Raw genomic sequence first — 17,613 nt, 5'->3', positions numbered from 1 at the left:
ATGCGGGTGCAGAATCGGCATCTGCCATTCAGGCGATGCGTGAGCGGGAGGGCAATCGGAGCCTGCCGGAGCGACATTTCACCCCTCTGCGCATCGCTCACGTCATGGCGGGCGCACGTAGTGGGGGCGCCGAACTTTTCTATGAACGCCTGTGCATGGCCCAGCATGAGGCCGGTCATGATGTCAGGGCGATCCTTCGTCGTGATCCTGCGCGCGAAGCGCGGCTGGGTGCTCGGCACGTCACCACTGAGGCCATGCGTTTCGGTGGGCGGCTCGATCTGCTGACGCCTTGGCGTCTGCGTCGCTCCCTCAAACGGTTTCAGCCTGACGTGACCATCGCCTGGATGAGCCGCGCCGCCCGTATGATGCCGGCAGGGCCGTGGCCCGTCGCGGGAAGGCTGGGCGGCTATTACGACCTTGCCAATTACCGGAAATGCTCCGACCTCGTGGGCAATACCCGCGGGCTGACACGATGGATGGTGGCCCAGGGCTGGGATGCAGGGCGGGTGCATTATCTGCCCAATTTCGCCAATGATCTGGCCCATGTGAAGCCGCAGCGCCCCGATTGCGTACCGGAGGGGCGGCCGTTCATTCTGGCTCTGGGCAGGCTGCATCGCAACAAGGCCTTTGATGTTCTGATACGCGCCATGAAGCAGTTACCCGGCGTTCATCTCGTCATTGCGGGTGAGGGGCCGGAGCGCGAAGCCCTTACCGTTCTTGCGCGTGGTGAGGGCGTATCTGATCGCGTCCATATGCCCGGCTGGGTGCAGGATAGTGGCCCGTGGCTGAAGGCGTGCGACCTGCTGGTTTGTCCGTCGCGTATCGAACCTCTGGGCAATGTGGTGATCGAGGCGCTATCGGCGGCGCGTCCTGTCGTGGCGAGCGCGATACAGGGGCCGGAGGAGGTTCTGGCCGGAACGCAGGACGGGCTGCTCGCGCCCACCGAAGATCCCGAGGCCTTTGCGCGGGAAATTGCGACGGTACTCGAAACGCCTGCGCTGGCGGCATCGCTATGCGTCAATGGCAGGGCACGTTTTGAACGCGAGTTTGCCGCCCCGGTCGTGCTGGCGCGTTGGGATGATTTCCTGCATGCGCTGGCCTCGGGCCATAGCGGGGAGCGTTAGGCCATGTGTGGTATCGCGGGCATGGCATGTCGTCACGGGTATGCGCCTGACCCGGCAATCCTTCAGATCATGGCTCAGGCGCTGCGTCACCGCGGTCCTGATGGCGAGGGATTCCATGAGACAGGATCAGCGGCGCTTGTTCATCGCCGTCTCTCGATTGTCGACCTGGGAGGGGGCGCGCAACCTCTAATTCAGGGGCCGATTGCGCTTGTTGCCAATGGCGAGATCTATAACGATCCGGCCCTGCGCGCGACGCTTGCCGATGCGCCATTCAAGACGGGCAGCGACTGTGAATCGCCCCTGTTTCTCTGGCCCGATTGCGATACCGCCTATACGTTCGAGCTGCGCGGCATGTACGCCATAGCGCTTCTGGATGAGACTGGGCCTGATACGGTCATGGCCCTCAGTCGTGATCCGTTCGGTATCAAGCCGCTCTATTACGCCGAGATCGAGCAGGGGGTGATCTTTGCCTCTGAGGCGCAGGCATTACTCGCGACGGGTCTTGTCACGCGCAGCGTGCGCGAGGCCGCCCGAGACCAGTTGCTTCAGGTGCAGTTCGTTGCGGGGCGTGAGACGATCTATCCCGGCATCAAGCGCGTCCTGCCCGGCGAAACCCTGCGTTTCGTTAATGGCGTGCTGGATCGCGCCAGCAAACTGCCCGCCCGTCATGGCACGATCAACCGGGATCTGAGCGAGGAGATGGCGCTCTCACGCCTCGATCATGCCCTTATGGATAGTGTGCAGGCGCATGAGCGGGCCGATGTGCCTTTCGGCATGTTTCTCTCTGGCGGCATAGATAGCACGGCGGTTCTTGCGGCCATGACGCGCCTTGGCCGCGGGGCGCCTCTGGCCTGGACCGCACGTTTTGACACCGGCTCGGTCGATGAGAGCGCGCAGGCGGCGGAGACCGCCCGTGTGCTGGGCGCGAAGCACCATGTGCTGACCATTACCGAAAGCATGGTCTGGCGCCATCTGCCTGAAATCGTGGCCTGCCTGGATGATCCGGTGGCGGATTATGCCGTGATCCCCAGCTGGTTTCTGGCGCGTGAGGCGCGTAAGGATGTGACCGTGATACTGAGCGGTGAGGGGGGTGATGAGCTCTTTGGCGGCTATGGCCGCTATCGCCGCGCCATGCGCCCCTGGTGGCGGGGCGGCCGTCTGCCCTGGCGGCGCGGCATGATGGACGGGCTTTGCCGTCTGCCTACGGGGGGGCAGTGGAAGAAGGATTTCACGCCACCCTTTGAGCAGACGCGTCTGCGATCCGTGCAGGGCCTCGATCTGAATGAATGGCTGCCGAATGACCTGCTGATCAAGCTCGATCGCTGCCTCATGGCCCATGCCATCGAGGGCAGGACCCCCTTGCTCGATCCGGTCATGAGCGCACTGGCCTGGTCCTTGCCCGATCATCTCAAGGTGAAGGGCAGCCACGGCAAATATCTGTTACGACGCTGGCTAGAGAAGAATGTGCCGGGGTCGTCGCCTTTTGCGCCCAAGCAGGGATTCACTGTGCCGGTCGGGCAGTGGATTGGCGCCCGTTCCGCCCGTCTCGGGCCATTGGTGGCTGAGGCGCAAGCGTTCAAGGGCGTGCTGGAGGCGCAGGACATTCGTCGGATTTTCGATCGCGCAGAGGGGCGGCGCGAGCGTCATGCTGCCTGGGCGTTGCTCTTCTATGCCCTGTGGTACCGGATCCATATCGAGCGAATCCCATGCGATGGCGATGTGTTCGACACGCTCGCCGCCTGATCTTTCCCTGATTTCCATCACCCGCAATAGGAGAAACCCATGCATTACGATCTGATCATCAGAGGCGGGATCTGCGTCTTTCCCTGGGGTGAGGCCAAGGCCGATCTGGGCGTGAAAGACGGGCGCATTGCGAGCCTGGCCGTGACGGCGCAGGACGAGGCTGCGGAGGAGATCGATGCGACCGGTCTGCATGTGCTGCCTGGCCTGATTGATGCGCATGTGCATCTGCGCGACCCCGGCAATGCCGCGATCGAATCAATCGCAACAGGCACCCGCGCTGCGGCGCTTGGCGGCGTGACGATGGTGTTCGATATGCCTAATACATCGCCTTCCATCACCTCCGCCGCCACGATTGCCGACAAGCGCCTGACCGTGGCGGAGAACGCGCTGATCGATATGGGGCTTTACGTAGGGGCAACCCGCGCTAATACGCCGGAACTGGCCGCGTTGGAGCAGGAAGACGGCGTGTGCGCCATCAAGGTTTTTGCAGGGTCATCCACGGGCGATCTGATGATTGAGGATGATGAGGGCATCGAGGCTGTGTTGCGTAGCGGGCACCGTCGCGTGGCATTTCACTCCGAGGATGAATATCGCCTGCAAGCGCGCAAGCCCCTGTTCGAGACAGGAATGCCTCATGTAAACCACATGATCTGGCGCGATGAGGAATGTGCCTTTCTCGGCACACGACGGATCACGGCACTTGCCCGCAAGACGGGCCGACCGGTCCATATCCTGCATACCTCGACCGCCGAGGAACTGGACTGGCTTGCTGCCCATCGTTCCCATGTGAGTGTGGAGGTTCTGGTCAATCACCTGACACAGGTAGGGCCGGAATGTTATGAGACGCTCGGTGCCTATGCCGTCATGAACCCGCCAATTCGCGACCAGCGCCATTATGACGCCTGCTGGACCGCCCTGCGTGACGGGCGGGTGGATGTCGTGTCGTCAGATCATGCGCCGCATCCGCGCGAGGCCAAGGAAAAGCCCTGGCCGCAATGCCCTGCCGGTCTGACGGGTGTTCAGACGATTGTGCCCGTCATGCTCGATCACGCGAATGCAGGTCGCCTGTCTCTGCCGCGCCTAGTCGATCTGATGGCGGCGGGGCCGGCCCGTATCTATGGCTTGCAGACCAAGGGACGCATGGCCGTCGGGTTCGACGCTGATTTCACGCTTGTGGACATGAAGGCCCGACGCGAAATCCGTAACGACTGGATTGCGAGCCCCGTTGGCTGGACGCCTTTCGATGGCAAGCAGGTCACGGGCTGGCCTGTCGGGACGATCGTGCGTGGGCATATCGTCATGCGTGATGATGAAATTACCTCGGCACCCATCGGTCGTCTGGCCCGATTTGCGCCGTAATTCCTGCGCAATAGCGTCTTTCACTTCACATCAGCAGATCGCACGATCATGAAACCTATCGCTTTACCTTCGCTTCTCGCCTCGATCGCTCTGGCCTCGGTGGCTGTAACCGGGTCGCTCCCTTCTGTCGCAAAGGCCGATCCGCGCGCCAAATGCGGTCAGGAGCCGAGTGCCCCCTCCATCACAGCGACCGATACCGCGCATTACAATGCGAGCGTGGACAAGTTCCAGGCTTATGAGAAAGAGGCGCGCGCCTATAACAGTTGTGTTGCCAGTGCGTCACAGAAAGAAGAGCAGGCCATCAGCGAGGATGCGCGCGAACGTATTGCGAAGGTGCATGCCGTCAGCACAGGCGTTCAGCAGCGTATCGCCGCCAATTTCAGCCATATCTCGGCTGAGCTGACGGCCGCTGGCAAGAAGCTCGCGAAGAAGTAAGACCCGCGCTGTTCGGGCTTATGGAAGAAGGGGATGGGTATGAGCCCGTCCCCTTCTTCGTTCCGGCCTCTCGGTAAGGCGCAGGTTTCAGCCCAGCAATGCCGGGGCGAGGGCGCCGATGTCATGAAAGACGCGGCGAAACTGTGTCTCGTCCGGAGTGCCGCCCGCGGTGTAGGTGGCGATGATAACCGACTTACCAGCGTTCTTGTCGGCCGATGCGAAGGCGATGTCGGCGGCAATATCCTTGCCGTTATTTCCCGTCTTGTCGCCAACCACCCAATGCGCAGGCAGCCCGGCGCGCAGTCTCTGAGTACCGGTGGTGCAGTTGATCATCCAGCTGCGCAGCAGTGCTGCAGAATTGGGATGAAGCAATGTCCCGTGGATCAGACGATGCAGTGTCCGTGCCATCGCGACGGGGCTGGTCGTGTTGTCATCAGGGTTGGCTGAGGGGCGGTTCAGTTCCGGCTCATAGGCGTCGAGACGCGTGATTTCATCGCCGCTATCTCGCCAGAAGCGCGTCAGGGCTGCGGGGCCGCCGATATGGCGCAACAGCATATTGGCACAGATATTATCGCTCATCGTCACCGCCCCGGCGCAGAGCGCCGCGAGGCTGAGACTGCCGGCATCGCGGTTCCGGGCGGCCACCGGGGCCCAGAACGGCTCCTTGAAATCGCTCTCGCGAAAAGCGATGCGTCGGGTCAAATCGTCTTCGTCCCGGTCGCAGCATGCGAGCACACAGGCGGCGAGCGATGCCTTGAAGCTGCTGCACATACGAAACCGCTCTTCGCCTCGCCACGAGAGCGCTGTACCGCTTTCGGGACAGAAGATGTGGACGCCAAGGCGCCCGCCCGAAAGCTTCTCGTAGCGCGTAGCAATATCGGACAGGGCCTGATGGGTTGCCGGAGAGAGGACGGGGGCCGATTGGGTGAGAGCCCCTTGAGCCATGGCCTTGTGGGAGAGTGCCGATCGGGCGGCGATCCCGAGAAGGGGAAGGCCGACAAGCAGGCGTCGTCTCGCCAGTGGGGCAACGGGATCTGGGCGCATGGAGGACTTTCTGAATCAGTGTAAAACGCTGTTCTGACGCGCGGTTGTGGCTGAAGTTTGTCCGATGCGTGTCTGCAATGACAAAGCAATTTGCCGCAGGGTGCAGGCGTCTGTATGGTTGCGGTAATAGTGTCGCAAGAGGATCACGGTGGCAGACGAGTTTTTCAGTCAGGCCCAGGCGGAGATGCGTGCAGCTGAGATGCGCGCAACTGCCCGGCGTTTTGGAGGTGTTGCGGTCGGTGTGGCGCTTGTCGCACTGATCGGTGTGGGCGGATGGCAATGGCAGATTCATCGCCACCATCAGGCGCAGGCAGAGGCCTCGGGCCGCTATTATACGGCTATGGAGGCGCTTCAGGCGCCCCAGCCCGATGCGGCCGCACGCAGCCAGTCCGAAAAGGCCAATCAGGCCGTCCTTGCTGACCTCGCCAGCAAGGCCCCCGGCGCCACACGTGGCTTCGCCGCCATCAGGCTGGCCCAGCTCAAGGCTCAGGCTGGCGATGTCGATGGCGCGCGTAAGGCCTGGCAGGGCGTGATTGACGACACGGACGAGAATGCCTCGCTCCGTGATCTGGCCCGTCTGCTTCTGCTCAACAGCCATATCGATGACGCGAACCCGGGCGAGACCCGAAAGGGGTTCGAGGTGCTGGCTGCCAGCGCCGGTCCCTGGCGCGCCTTCGCCCAGGAAGGCCTTGCGGCGCTCGATTTGCGGGCAGATGCCACAGCCAAGCAGCATGACGAGGCGCGTAGCCTCCTCATGGGGCTCGCGCAGTCACCCGACGCGCCGGACGGTGTTCGCCAGCGTGCTTCCATCCTTCTTCAAACCTTCGGCGGAGCCGGTTGATGCCCATGACGAACAAGACATCCCCGCGCCAGCCGGGACGACGCTTCTTTCTGGGTTCGACCCTCGCCACGACGGCCATGCTGAGCGGCTGCGGAATCTTCAAGGACGACCCCAAGCAGATTCTTGCGGGCAAGCGCTATGATGTGCTGTCGACCGGTGCTGGTCTGGTCGTGGATGAAGAGGATCATACACCGATCGTTCTGCCCCCGGCCCAGCCCATCACAGCGTGGCCGCTGGTCGGGCGCGTGCCGGACCATCTCTCGCTGAACACCAACTGGGCCGGTCCGCAGCTCGCTTGGTCGCGTTCGATCGGTCACGGCATTTCCGAGCCTGCTTTCCTGCATTTCGTCGCCCTTGGCCCCAATGGCCGCGGTGCCATCCAGTCGCCACCCGTCATTGACGCAGGTCGCATCTACACCCGCGATGGTGTCGGGACGGTGAAAGCCTGGACCTGGCCAGCCATGAGCCCGCTTTGGACATTCATCCCCAAGGGCAACAAGGCACGTTCGAGCGATATCGGCGGCGGTATGGGCCTTGCCGGTGACACGCTCTATATCGTCGATGGTGTCGGGCAGGTCATCGCGGTGGCTGCCGAGACCGGCAAGGTCAAATGGCGCGCTGAAACCGTTGTGCCGGGGCGTTCAGCACCGACCATCGTCGATGGACGCGTGTTCTTCGGCACGATCGATGAGCGGCTCTTTGCGCTGAATGCCGAGACGGGCGAGCAGATCTGGACGTATCAGGCCACCGAGGCCGATACGGTCATGTTCGGGCAATCCGCCCCGGCGGTATATAATGGCGTCGTCGTGGCCGGTTTTGGCAGTGGCGACCTTGTGGCGCTTCGTGCGGAATCCGGTGAGCTTGTGTGGAGCGACAGCCTTGGCGGCTCGAACGGTCGCGGCGCCATGCTCGATCTGGCCTGTGTGCGTGGCGCACCCGTGGTCAAGGACGGCACAGCCTATGCGGTTTCGCTCTCCAAGGTTCTGGTCGCTATCGATATGCGCTCGGGTCGCCGCCTTTGGGAGCGTGAAGCCAGCGGGCAGAATACGCCGCTCGTTGTGGGCGACTGGCTGTATCTGATCTCCTCGGATCAGCAGCTTGCCTGTCTTGATCGCCTGTCCGGCCATGTGCGCTGGATTCACGATCTGCGTCGTTTCAAGAACGAGACCAAGCAGAAATATGCCGTGACGTGGTTTGGCCCCGTCATGGCCGATGGAAAGCTTGTGTGTGTTTCCTCACTCGAGGAAAACGGCTTTCAGGTGATCGACGCGGTCACGGGCAAGGCTGACGCACCCCTGAAAACAAAAAAGCCTACCCTGGTTGAACCCATCATCTGCGACGGCAAGGTTCTTGTGCTGTCGACCGATGGTAACCTGAATGCATATGGTTGATCCGTGACTGACTCTTCTTTTCTTCCGCTCGTTGTCATCGCCGGGCGTCCCAATGTCGGTAAATCGACTCTCTTCAACCGGCTGGTAGGGCGGCGTCAGGCCATTGTGTCTGACATGCCGGGCGTGACACGCGATCGCAAGGAAGGAGAGGCGTTGCTACGTGGGCGCAAGGTGCGCCTGATCGATACGGCAGGTCTTGAAGAGGCTGCGCCGGACACGCTGTTCGGTCGTATGCGCGCGTCCTCGGAATCGGCCGTGGCGCAGGCAGATCTCGTGCTGTTCTGCATCGATGCCCGCGCCGGTGTGACGCCGGCCGACAAGCATTTCGCTGCCTGGCTGCGCAAGCAGAACAAGAAAGTGCTGCTCCTCGCCAACAAGGCAGAGGGTGCGGCGGCGGGTAACGAGGTGCTCGAGGCCTATTCCCTGGGTCTCGGGACGCCACTGGCGCTCTCTGCCGAACACGGCGAGGGTATTGCGCATCTGATGGGTGAAATCGCCGATCGCCTGCCCGAAGGTGAGCGTGTGCGTGAAAAGCCGCGTTCGCGCGCCAAGGTGCTCGACGAGGATGGCGAGGAAATCGAGGAGCGGCCAGCGGGCCCGCTGCGCCTCGCCATTGTGGGCCGCCCCAATGCCGGTAAATCCACGCTCCTGAACTGCCTGCTGGGTGAAGAGCGCATGATCACCGGGCCGGAGCCGGGTCTGACGCGCGATTCGATTTCGGTGTCGCTGCATGACGAGGTTGGGCCGATCCAGCTTGTCGATACGGCCGGGCTGCGTCGCAAGGCGCGTATCGAGCAGGATCTGGAGCGCATGTCGGTTTCGGCGTCCATTGAGGCGCTGAAAATGGCCGAGGTGGTTGTGCTGACGCTCGATGCCACGCTGGGTGTGCATGAGCAGGATCTGCAGATTGCCCGTCTTATCGAGCGGGAAGGGCGCGCCTGTGTTCTGGCCCTGAACAAGTGGGATGCAGTCGAGGACCGTGCGGCCACCCGTCAGGCGATTGCCGATCGTATTGAGACCTCGCTGGCCCAGATGCGCGGTATCCCGGTCGTTACCTTCTCGGCCCTGACGGGTGCTGGGGTAAACAAGCTTCTGCCCGCCGTTCGTCGGGCGCATGAGGTTTGGAACAGCCGCGTGACGACCGGAGAGCTCAATCGTTGGTTCGAGGCCGCGCTTGAGCGGCATCAGCCGCCACTGGTTGACGGGCGTCGTCTCAAGCTGCGCTACATGACGCAGGCCAAGTCGCGCCCGCCGACCTTCATTCTTTTCGGTACGCGCGCGGAGCTGCTTCCCGATGCCTATAAGCGCTATCTGGTGAACGGGCTGCGCGAAACCTTCCATTTGCCGGGTACGCCGATCCGTTTGCAATTGAGGGGCACAAAGAACCCCTACGCGGAGAACAAGTCATGAGCCAGACCGCCCTTGTACTGATCGAATTCCAGAATGATTTCGTCTCCGAGGGCGGAGCGCTGCATGACGGCGTGAAGGCCGAGATCGGCCGCACGGGCATGATCGATCGCACAATCGCTCTCGTCGAAGCGGCGCGTGCCAAGGGCGTGAAGATTGTCTGGGTGCCCATCGAGTTCGCAAAGGGCTATCCGGAGCTTGCCAGCGCGCCCTACGGAATTCTGGCGGGCGTCAAGGCGACGCAGGCTTTCCAGGAAGGGGAATGGGGCGCTCGGATTATCGATGCGCTGTCGCCTGAGAGTGATGATATCGTCATTTCAGGCAAACGTGGCTTGTGCAGTTTTGCCAGCACCAATCTTGATTTTGTGCTGCGCCATAACGGGATCACGCGTGTCGCGCTCGGTGGTTTCCTGACCGATTGCTGTGTGGAGTCCACCATGCGCACAGCCTACGAACTGGGCTATGATGTGGTGACCCTGACCGATTGCACCGCCACGCTTTCACAAGCGCAGCATGAGGCAGCCATTCAGTACACCTACCCGATGTTCTCCCGCCCTATGACGTCAGAGGCCTTTCTGGCTACGCTCTGACGCTCTCACAAGATGCGCCTGTCGGCGCAGAGGCAAGAAGCGCGGGATCATTGTCCCGCGCTTTTTTTATATGAACAGCGACGCCAGCAGGCAGAAACCAAGGCCGAGGAACGCAATCAGCGTTTCGATGACGCACCAGGTCTTGATGGTCTGTGGCACGGTCAGGCCAAGATATTCCTTGATCTGCCAGAACCCGGCATCGTTCATGGGGCCGAAAGCCACCGAGCCTGCGCCCGTGACCAGAACCATGAGTTCGGGTGAGACGCCGTGGCTCTTGAGCAGGATTGGGCCAGCGATGCTGGAGGCGGTGCTCATGGCAACCGTTGCCGAACCGCAGGCCACGCGCACGATAACCGCCAGCAGCCAGCCCAGAACGAGAATTGGCACATTGAAGTCAAGCGCTGTGTCGGTGATGACCTTCGAGACACCGCTATCGACCAGTTCGCGGCCAAAGCCGCCACCTGCGCCAACGAGCAGCATGATGAGTGCGGTCGGGCCAAGACATTCATTGGTAAAACGCAGAATGGTCTCGCGGGAGAAACCGCGGGCGAGACCCAGCACATAGAAGGAAAGAATGACGGCCAGCACGAGGGCGATATCGGTATTGCCGATGAAATGCAGGGCCGTGTTCAGCGTCGTTCCCGGTGCCGAGACGCGATCGGCAATCGAAGCCACCAGCATGAGCACCACCGGGGAGAGGATGGTGAAAACGGTAATGGTAAAGCCGGGCATGTTCTTGGGCGGCTCGCGGTTGACGAACTGCTCTGCCAGTGGGTTGGCCTCGGTCAGAGGAACGCGCGGGGCAATGAAGCGGGCAAAGAGAGGGCCCGCGATGATGGCGATGGGCGTACCGATCAGGATACCGAGGAAAATCGTATGGCCCGTATTGGCATGATAGGCCGAGAGCGCCAGTAGCGTGGCCGGATGCGGCGGGATCATGGCATGGGTGACTGACAGCGCGGCCCCCATGGGAAGCGCGACACGCAACAACGGTGTATCGGTGCGGGCGGCCAGCACGAAGGCTAGGGGGATAAGCAGGACGAAACCGACCTCGAAGAATACCGGCAGGCCGATCAGCAGACCGATGATCATCATGGCCCAGTCCACGCGCGAGCGTCCGGCCCGGTTGGAGATGGTCAGGGCAATGCGGTCCGCGCCGCCCGATTCAGCCAGCATCTTGCCCAGCATCGTGCCAAGCGCGATCACCGTGCCGACATGGCCAAGCACGTGGCCTGCGCCCTCCTCGAAGGATTTTACCACCTTGTCGGCTGGCATCCCCGCCGCGAGCGCAAGCGCCAGCGACGTCGTGAACAGCACGATGAACGGATTGAGCCTGAAAAAGGCGATGAGGACGACGATCGCAAGGATCGCGGCGGAGGCAAGGGAGATGGCAAAAAGCGCAGACATGACGTGATCACGCGGGGCTAACGGGGTTCCTGTCAACGTGTCATCAGGTTGCTGCGTGTTCACATATTGGGCAGAAATCTTACAAGCCTGATCCCGCCTGTTCCGGCACGGCGCTGATTCTGGATCGATCCAAAGTTTTCTCGTGGCAGGTCGCTGATCTGCGTGATCAGCACACGAGTCGCACCACCTGTCAGGCTTTGACGCTGCGGGCATGGTCTTGGCGGGCATGAGGTTCTATGCACGAAACAGACTCGCCAGTGGCGCCTACGACTCCATAAGATCCTGAGAGGGGAACACCGTGCTGATCCGAAGCGACGAAACAGCCGATATCCAGACACCCACGGGCGAGATGCGCGTCCATCTCTTCCGTCCGGCACGAGCGGGACGTTTCCCCGCCATTCTGCTGTTCTCGGAAATCTATCAGGTGACCGCGCCTATCGAGCGTCTCGCCGCGATGATTGCAGGGCAGGGCTATCTGGTAGCGGTCCCGGAGGTCTATCACGAATACGAGGCCCCCGGCTGTGTGCTGGCCTATGACAAGCCGGGCACAGATCGCGGGAACGACCTGAAATACACCAAGCCCATCGGACAGTTTGACACTGACAATGTGGCGCTCGTTGCCTGGCTGCGCGGGCATAAGGCGTGCAGCGGACGCTTTGGTGCGTTTGGCGTCTGTCTCGGCGGTCACCTTGCCTTCCGTGCAGCGCTGCTGCCGGACATTGAAGCGACAGCCTGTTTCTATGCCACCGATCTGCATACCGGCACGCTGGGTGGCGAGCGCCATGATGGTACGCTGGCCCGCGCTGCCGAGATACGGGGCGAGATCATGATGGTATGGGGCCGTCATGATCCGCATGTGCCCTATGAGGGACGTCGCCAGATTCGCGATGCGCTCGAGCAGGCCGGTACGGCGCTGGAGTGGCATGAGGTCGATGGCCAGCATGCCTTCCTGCGCGATGGCGCACCCCGTTTCGATGCAGCGCTGTTCCTTCAGGGCATGAGCTGGACCAACGGGCTCTATCAGCGCGTGTTCATGGCTCAGCCCTGAGTCATGAAAGCGGCGCGACAGGGCGGAATTTCGCATCACGACAGCGATGGCACCGGGCAGCCTGACGGGCTGTATGGTGTCGAGCGTGCGAGGGCGATGCTGGCGGTTGCGCTGGCTGTGCTGCTTTCGGTGCTTGATTACGCTGTGGCGAATGTCGCGCTGCCTAGCATCGCGCATGACCTGCATATCGCCTCATCCCAGTCCATCTGGGTTATCAATGCCTATCAGCTTGCTTCGCTGTCGATGCTGCTCCCCCTGGCATCGATCGGCGCGCGTATAGGCTTTGCGCGCATGTGCCGGCTGGGCATCGCGATCTTTCTTGTCGCCTCCATCTTCTGTGCCCTGTCTCACAGCCTGCTTGAGCTTGCTCTTGCGCGGGCCCTGCAGGGTGTTGGCGGGGCGAGTATCATGAGCGTTGCCATTGCGCTCATACGGTTCATCTACCCAAAGGCAGCGCTTGGCAAAGGGCTGGCCCTGAACGGCCTCATCATCGGTACAGGCGTGGCGCTCGGTCCTACCGTTGGTTCTCTGGTCATGTCGGTTGCCAACTGGCCGTGGATTTTCTGGATCAATGTGCCCCTCGGGCTGGCGGCGCTGGCGCTGGCCAGCTTTGCGCTGCCAGTCACGCCACGCTCGGAGAAGGCGGTCGATCTGCCTGCCGTGGTGCTGACCATCTGTGCCTTTACCTTCACCGTGATTGGTGTCGATGACGCGGTGCATGGCGGGCTCTGGGGCGCATTGCTTCTGTCCGGGGCAGGTGTTCTCTGCTGGGCAGCGCTTCTGCGCTATCAGCGCGGCAAGGACGAGCCTGTGGTGCCGGTCGATCTGCTGGGTGTGCCGTCGTTCCTTATTGCGTTCATTGTCGGCATGACGGGGTTTGTCGCGTCGAATTTCTTCATCATTGCCATGCCCTTCACGCTTGAGACCGTGTTCCAGCGCCCGGCGACAGTCACCGGGTTTCTGATCACGCCCTGGGCGGTGGGCGTGGCCACCATGTCGTTCCTCATAGGCCGCTGGACCGATCGGGTCCCTGCGGTCCTGCTCTCCAGCCTTGGCCTTGCCGTAACCGGATGCGGGTTTGCGTTGCTCTGGCTTCTGCCGCCAGATGCCTCGAATCTGGATATCATCTGGCGCACCTGGCTGGCGGGATCCGGGTTCGGCATGTTCCAGCCCCCCAATAACCGCGTCATGATGCTGGCGGCTCCCCGTGGGCGTGAGGGAAGCGCAAGCGGACTCGTGTCGGTCGCAAGGCTGGGCGGACAGACGCTCGGCGCGCTACTGGTTGCAAGCGTGTTTCGCTTCAGCACCCATGCCTCGACGCTGTGCCTGCTCTGCGCCATGCTGATTGCCTGGGTTGGCGCTGCAATGAGCCTGGCGCGTTCGATCAAGGCGAAGGCCTGACCGGGCTGAAGCCAGTCAGGCCGGTAGAGGCAGAATTCGGCACAGGCGTGTTTCACGCGCTGTTCTGCTTTCCAGCTCCATCGTTGTGGGCAGCTCCATCACGCTCAGCGTCTCGATACCGTCTTTTGGCGCATAGGGGCGGCCTGGGTCAGCCATCCAGACCTCCATACGGGTCGCACAGTGACGCAACCACGGGATGATCTGGTCGGCCATCTGCTGGTTGTAGCAGACATCTCCGCAAAGAAGCAGATCTGCCTTGGGCAATGTGCCGATGATGGAGCCTTCCAGCCGGGTGAGGCCAACGCCATTCAGCGCAGCATTGATCTGCGCGGCCTGAAGGGCAAGAGGGTCGATATCATTGGCAAGCACCCCTGCGGCGCCGGACCGTGCTGCCGCGATGCCTGCCAGACCACCCCCACAGGCAAAATCGAGCACGATGCGACCCTGCACCAGAGCCGGGTTGTCGAGGATGAAACGGGCGAGAAGCTGGCTGCCCGGCCACGCAAAGGCCCAGAAAGGCGGCTCTATGTTCATCTCGGCCAGGTGGGCTTCTGTCGCCTGCCAGATCGGCGTGATTTCAGTGGCCAGATGTAGCCTGAGCTCCGGGACGAGGGGCGCGGTTTCGATAACCGTCTGACTGGCAATGAAGTTTTCGGCATCTCTCACGACAACACCCGCCCGCAGATCAGTGCCGCGGCCAGAACCATGCCAAACGGGACATTCTGACGAAACAGCATCAGGCACAGCGCCGGGTTGCGGATATCCAGACGAACGATCTGGCTGACCAGCATGAGGCTGGACAGGAGCGCGAGAGGCCAGACACTCCAGTGCAGCCCAGCCAGTGCGATGGCTGCCGACAGGAGGAGGGCCGCCCCTGTGTAGCAGGCAGCGATGAAAGGCCGCGCCTGCGTTGCCCAGAGACGCGAGGTTGAACGCACCCCGATACGGGCATCGTCATCCATGTCCTGAAAGCCATAGATGGTGTCAAAGCCAAGCTGCCACAGGATCGTGCCGGCATAGAGAAGGGCACAGACCCAATCGACCCGCCCTGCGGCGGCGGCGTACCCCATGGGGGCGCCGAACCCGAAGGTGAACCCCATGACGAGCTGCGGCCACCACGTTACGCGTTTGGCTGCCGGGTAAAGACCGACCAGAAGCAGGGCAAGCGGCGCGAGCGCCCAGCAGATTGCTGGAAGCTGGAATAGCACCAGCGCGCCAATGACGAGCAGGGCTGCCAGCAGCCAGAGGGCCTGAAGCACCGAGACGGCGCCGCTGGCAAGAGGGCGGCCTGCGGTACGGGCAACCTGGGCGTCGATCTTGCGGTCCCAGATGTCATTGACGACACAACCCGCTGACCGCATGGCGAGGGAGCCAATGGCGAAAAGGGCGATCAGCACGGCGCGACGGGAAAATGTCGCGCCCTCGGCGAGCGCGATTCCCCAGATGCCGGGCAAGAGGAGGAGCCACGTGCCGACAGGGCGGTCGAGGCGGGCCAGCAGCAGATAGGGCCGCCATGCGCGCGGCATACGGGCGATCCAGCCATGAGCGCGAATGTCGGTATGGGGCACGGTCTCGCGCGTCATTGAGGTCTCCATGTCGTCATGAGGGTTCATTGCGTCTATGAACAGGGAACGTCAATCACGCATCACGAGGCAGACATGCAGGACGCCCCCCGGCTCTATCTGGATCAGCTCCTTCCCGGCATGGGGGCGGGCACAGCCATAGCGCTCGATCCGGGTCAGATGCGTTATCTCATCGCCGTGCTGCGCCTGAACGAAGGAGACGCCCTTTGCGTATTCGGTGAAGGGGCGGGCGAATGGACAGCGCGCCTCGAGATCCAGCGCAAGGACCGGGGGCAGGCTGTCCTGACCACGCTCAGCCGTCCTGCGGTGGAGGTGCCGGGGCCGGTTCTGGTGTTTGCCCCGCTCAAGCGCGACGCCACCGATCTTGTGCTGCGCATGGGGACCGAGATGGGTGTCAAACGTTTCGCCCCTGTAATCACGGAACGCACCAATACGCACCGCATCAACGCCGAGAGATTCCGCGCCATTGCGATAGAGGCTGCGGAACAGTGCGAACGGCTTGATATTCCAGCCATCGAACCGCTGCGGCCACTGGCGCAGCTGCTTGATGAATGGCCCCAGTCCTACCCGCTCTACGCAGCACTGGAACGACAGCAAAGTCCGGGCGTTGAGCCGGTGCCGTCCCATTACGGCCTGCTGATCGGGCCGGAGGGTGGATTCTCGGAGAGCGAGCGCCGCCTGCTGAATACGCATAGCGCGATCAGGCCGGTTTCGCTGGGAAATCTGATCCTTAGGGCGGATACGGCAGTGATTGCCGGGCTTGCCCAGTTGGCGTTTCGCGCATCACGGTCCATATAGGACGAAACTCGACAGTTTCTTTTTCCAGAAATCTCCCTTTGAGGCTCCAGTACCGCCCATGTCCAATCCCGGTGACCTGAATGACGCGCCCATCGAGAGCAAGGCGCAGCTCGTTGCACTTCTGGCGGATGGGGCCAAGCCACAGGAGTCATGGCGCATCGGTACCGAGCACGAGAAATTCGGCTTTGTTCTGCCGGGCGATCATTCGGGCCGCGAAGCCTATTCGGCACCTGCCTACACGCCGAAGGGTATCGAATCGCTCCTTGAGGCAGTCATGGCTGACGGGCGTGACTGGCAGGCCATTACCGATCATGACAAGCTCATAGGGCTCAAGGGGCAGGGCGATCATAAGGGCGAATCTCTCTCGCTTGAGCCTGCAGGGCAGTTCGAACTGTCAGGACGTCCCGTCGCGACGCTGCACGAGACACGCGACGAGATGCAGGCGCATTTCGACGCGATCAGAGAACCGGCCAAGGCGCTTGGTCTGGGCTTCGCGCCCCTGGGTTTTCAGCCGCTCTGGACCCGTGACGCCATGCCGATCATGCCCAAGAGTCGCTACGCAATCATGCGACGCTACATGCCGAAAGTCGGTACACTCGGGCTGGATATGATGACTCGCACCTGCACGGTTCAGGTCAATCTCGATTTCGGCTCCGAGGAGGACATGGCCCGGAAGATGCGCGTTTCCCTTGCGCTGCAGCCGCTCGCAACAGCGCTCTTTGCGAATTCTCCCTTCTATGAGGGAAAGCTGAACGGTTTGTTGTCGAACCGTGCGCATGTCTGGACCGACACAGACAACGCGCGTTCGGGGATGCCAGCCTGTTGTTTCGATGACCATTTCGGCTTCGAGCAGTATGTGGACTGGGTTCTTGATGTCCCGATGTATTTCATTATGCGCGATGGCGAGATACGCGATGTTGCAGGGGCGTCGTTCCGCGCCTGGCTGGAGGGTAAGGCGCAGCCAGCGCTTGCCGGGTTCAACCCGACGATGGGTGATTTCGAGGATCACCTGACAACGGTTTTCCCTGATGTGCGCCTCAAGCAGTTCCTTGAAATGCGCGGTGCCGATGCAGGAAGTCCGGCAATGATGCTGGCGCAGTCGGCGCTCTGGGTCGGGCTACTCTATGATCCGGCCACCCTGGTCGCTGCCGAGGCACTGGTTCGTGAACAGGATTGGTCGGTCTATCGTGCCTTGCGTGCCGAAGTGCCGCACAAGGCGATGGGCGCGGATTTCCCCGGCGGACTACGCGGGCTCGCCAAGCGCGTCATTGCGTTGGCTGAGCAGGGGCTGCGTGCGCGTGGTCTGGGTGAAGAAGTCTGTCTTGCCCCGCTCCATACCATCGCTGATGGCGGGCCAACGCAGGCCGAGCATTGGGTGGAGCGTTTCAATGGAGCCTGGCAGGGCGATGTCCGTCACGTTTTTGAAGAAGCAGCGATCTGAA

16 protein-coding genes are annotated in these 17,613 nt (G+C 62.1%); 12 read left to right on the top strand and 4 right to left on the bottom strand.

The window, feature by feature from the left end; all coding sequences use genetic code 11:
• The first annotated feature begins 35 nt into the window (after positions 1-35).
• From Asbog_RS08405 to Asbog_RS08390, 4 genes are read left to right on the top strand one after another with little or no spacing between them, the layout of a single operon-like run.
• Positions 36-1,124 (top strand): glycosyltransferase, encoded by a 1,089-nt coding sequence (locus Asbog_RS08405; RefSeq protein ID WP_062165795.1) that lies wholly within the window; start codon positions 36-38, stop codon positions 1,122-1,124.
• A gap of 3 nt (positions 1,125-1,127) precedes the next feature.
• Positions 1,128-2,867, top strand: a complete 1,740-nt coding sequence (gene asnB, locus Asbog_RS08400; RefSeq protein WP_062164789.1) for an asparagine synthase (glutamine-hydrolyzing) — start codon at positions 1,128-1,130, stop codon at positions 2,865-2,867.
• 39 nt (positions 2,868-2,906) lie between these two features.
• On the top strand, positions 2,907-4,226 hold the full coding sequence (locus Asbog_RS08395; protein WP_062164788.1) for a dihydroorotase: 1,320 nt from the start codon (positions 2,907-2,909) through the stop codon (positions 4,224-4,226).
• Between the two features lie 48 nt (positions 4,227-4,274).
• A complete protein-coding gene (locus Asbog_RS08390) occupies positions 4,275-4,661 on the top strand; it encodes a hypothetical protein (protein WP_062164787.1) in 387 nt (128 codons plus the stop codon).
• Between the two features lie 87 nt (positions 4,662-4,748).
• Here Asbog_RS08390 and bla read toward each other — a convergent pair whose 3' ends face one another.
• On the bottom strand, positions 4,749-5,705 hold the full coding sequence (bla, locus tag Asbog_RS08385) for a class A beta-lactamase (RefSeq protein WP_231944545.1): 957 nt from the start codon (positions 5,703-5,705) through the stop codon (positions 4,749-4,751).
• Positions 5,706-5,853: 148 nt separating this feature from the next.
• Between bla and Asbog_RS08380 the strand changes: the two genes are divergently transcribed.
• From Asbog_RS08380 to Asbog_RS08365, 4 genes are read left to right on the top strand one after another with little or no spacing between them, the layout of a single operon-like run.
• Positions 5,854-6,546 (top strand): tetratricopeptide repeat protein, encoded by a 693-nt coding sequence (locus Asbog_RS08380; protein ID WP_062164786.1) that lies wholly within the window; start codon positions 5,854-5,856, stop codon positions 6,544-6,546.
• A 5-nt stretch (positions 6,547-6,551) separates the two neighbouring features.
• The gene (locus Asbog_RS08375; protein ID WP_231944544.1) at positions 6,552-7,937 is read left to right on the top strand and encodes a PQQ-binding-like beta-propeller repeat protein; all 1,386 of its coding nucleotides are present in this window, start codon (positions 6,552-6,554) and stop codon (positions 7,935-7,937) included.
• Positions 7,938-7,940: 3 nt separating this feature from the next.
• Positions 7,941-9,347 carry a ribosome biogenesis GTPase Der gene (gene der / locus Asbog_RS08370; protein ID WP_062164785.1) on the top strand — a complete coding sequence of 469 codons (1,407 nt, stop codon included), beginning with the start codon at positions 7,941-7,943 and terminating at the stop codon, positions 9,345-9,347.
• Positions 9,344-9,934, top strand: a complete 591-nt coding sequence (locus Asbog_RS08365) for an isochorismatase family cysteine hydrolase (RefSeq protein WP_062164784.1) — start codon at positions 9,344-9,346, stop codon at positions 9,932-9,934. The genes der and Asbog_RS08365 overlap by 4 nt, the downstream gene beginning before the upstream one ends.
• A gap of 66 nt (positions 9,935-10,000) precedes the next feature.
• Here the strand turns inward: Asbog_RS08365 and Asbog_RS08360 are convergent, their stop codons facing one another.
• Positions 10,001-11,341 (bottom strand): GntT/GntP/DsdX family permease, encoded by a 1,341-nt coding sequence (locus Asbog_RS08360; protein ID WP_062164783.1) that lies wholly within the window; start codon positions 11,339-11,341, stop codon positions 10,001-10,003.
• A gap of 298 nt (positions 11,342-11,639) precedes the next feature.
• On the opposite strand from Asbog_RS08360, the gene Asbog_RS08355 reads away from it, so the two are divergent.
• Together Asbog_RS08355 and Asbog_RS08350 are read left to right on the top strand one after the other, a co-directional pair.
• Entirely contained in the window at positions 11,640-12,389 is a 750-nt protein-coding gene (locus tag Asbog_RS08355; RefSeq protein ID WP_062164782.1) for a dienelactone hydrolase family protein, read from the top strand.
• A gap of 3 nt (positions 12,390-12,392) precedes the next feature.
• Positions 12,393-13,790, top strand: a complete 1,398-nt coding sequence (locus Asbog_RS08350; RefSeq protein ID WP_062164781.1) for an MFS transporter — start codon at positions 12,393-12,395, stop codon at positions 13,788-13,790.
• A 15-nt stretch (positions 13,791-13,805) separates the two neighbouring features.
• Here Asbog_RS08350 and Asbog_RS08345 read toward each other — a convergent pair whose 3' ends face one another.
• Together Asbog_RS08345 and ubiA are read right to left on the bottom strand one after the other, a co-directional pair.
• A complete protein-coding gene (locus Asbog_RS08345) occupies positions 13,806-14,456 on the bottom strand; it encodes a class I SAM-dependent methyltransferase (RefSeq protein WP_062164780.1) in 651 nt (216 codons plus the stop codon).
• The gene (gene ubiA, locus Asbog_RS08340) at positions 14,453-15,373 is read right to left on the bottom strand and encodes a 4-hydroxybenzoate octaprenyltransferase (RefSeq protein ID WP_062165792.1); all 921 of its coding nucleotides are present in this window, start codon (positions 15,371-15,373) and stop codon (positions 14,453-14,455) included. The genes Asbog_RS08345 and ubiA overlap by 4 nt, the downstream gene beginning before the upstream one ends.
• A 75-nt stretch (positions 15,374-15,448) precedes the next feature.
• Between ubiA and Asbog_RS08335 the strand changes: the two genes are divergently transcribed.
• Positions 15,449-16,171, top strand: a complete 723-nt coding sequence (locus Asbog_RS08335; RefSeq protein WP_062164779.1) for a 16S rRNA (uracil(1498)-N(3))-methyltransferase — start codon at positions 15,449-15,451, stop codon at positions 16,169-16,171.
• A gap of 58 nt (positions 16,172-16,229) precedes the next feature.
• Positions 16,230-17,612, top strand: a complete 1,383-nt coding sequence (locus tag Asbog_RS08330; protein ID WP_062164778.1) for a glutamate--cysteine ligase — start codon at positions 16,230-16,232, stop codon at positions 17,610-17,612.
• Position 17,613 lies beyond the last annotated feature (1 nt).

The organism is Asaia bogorensis NBRC 16594 (assembly GCF_001547995.1).
Classification (GTDB): domain Bacteria; phylum Pseudomonadota; class Alphaproteobacteria; order Acetobacterales; family Acetobacteraceae; genus Asaia; species Asaia bogorensis.
Note: the sequence above shows the minus strand (reverse complement) of the source record. Positions and strands in the feature narration are given on the sequence as shown.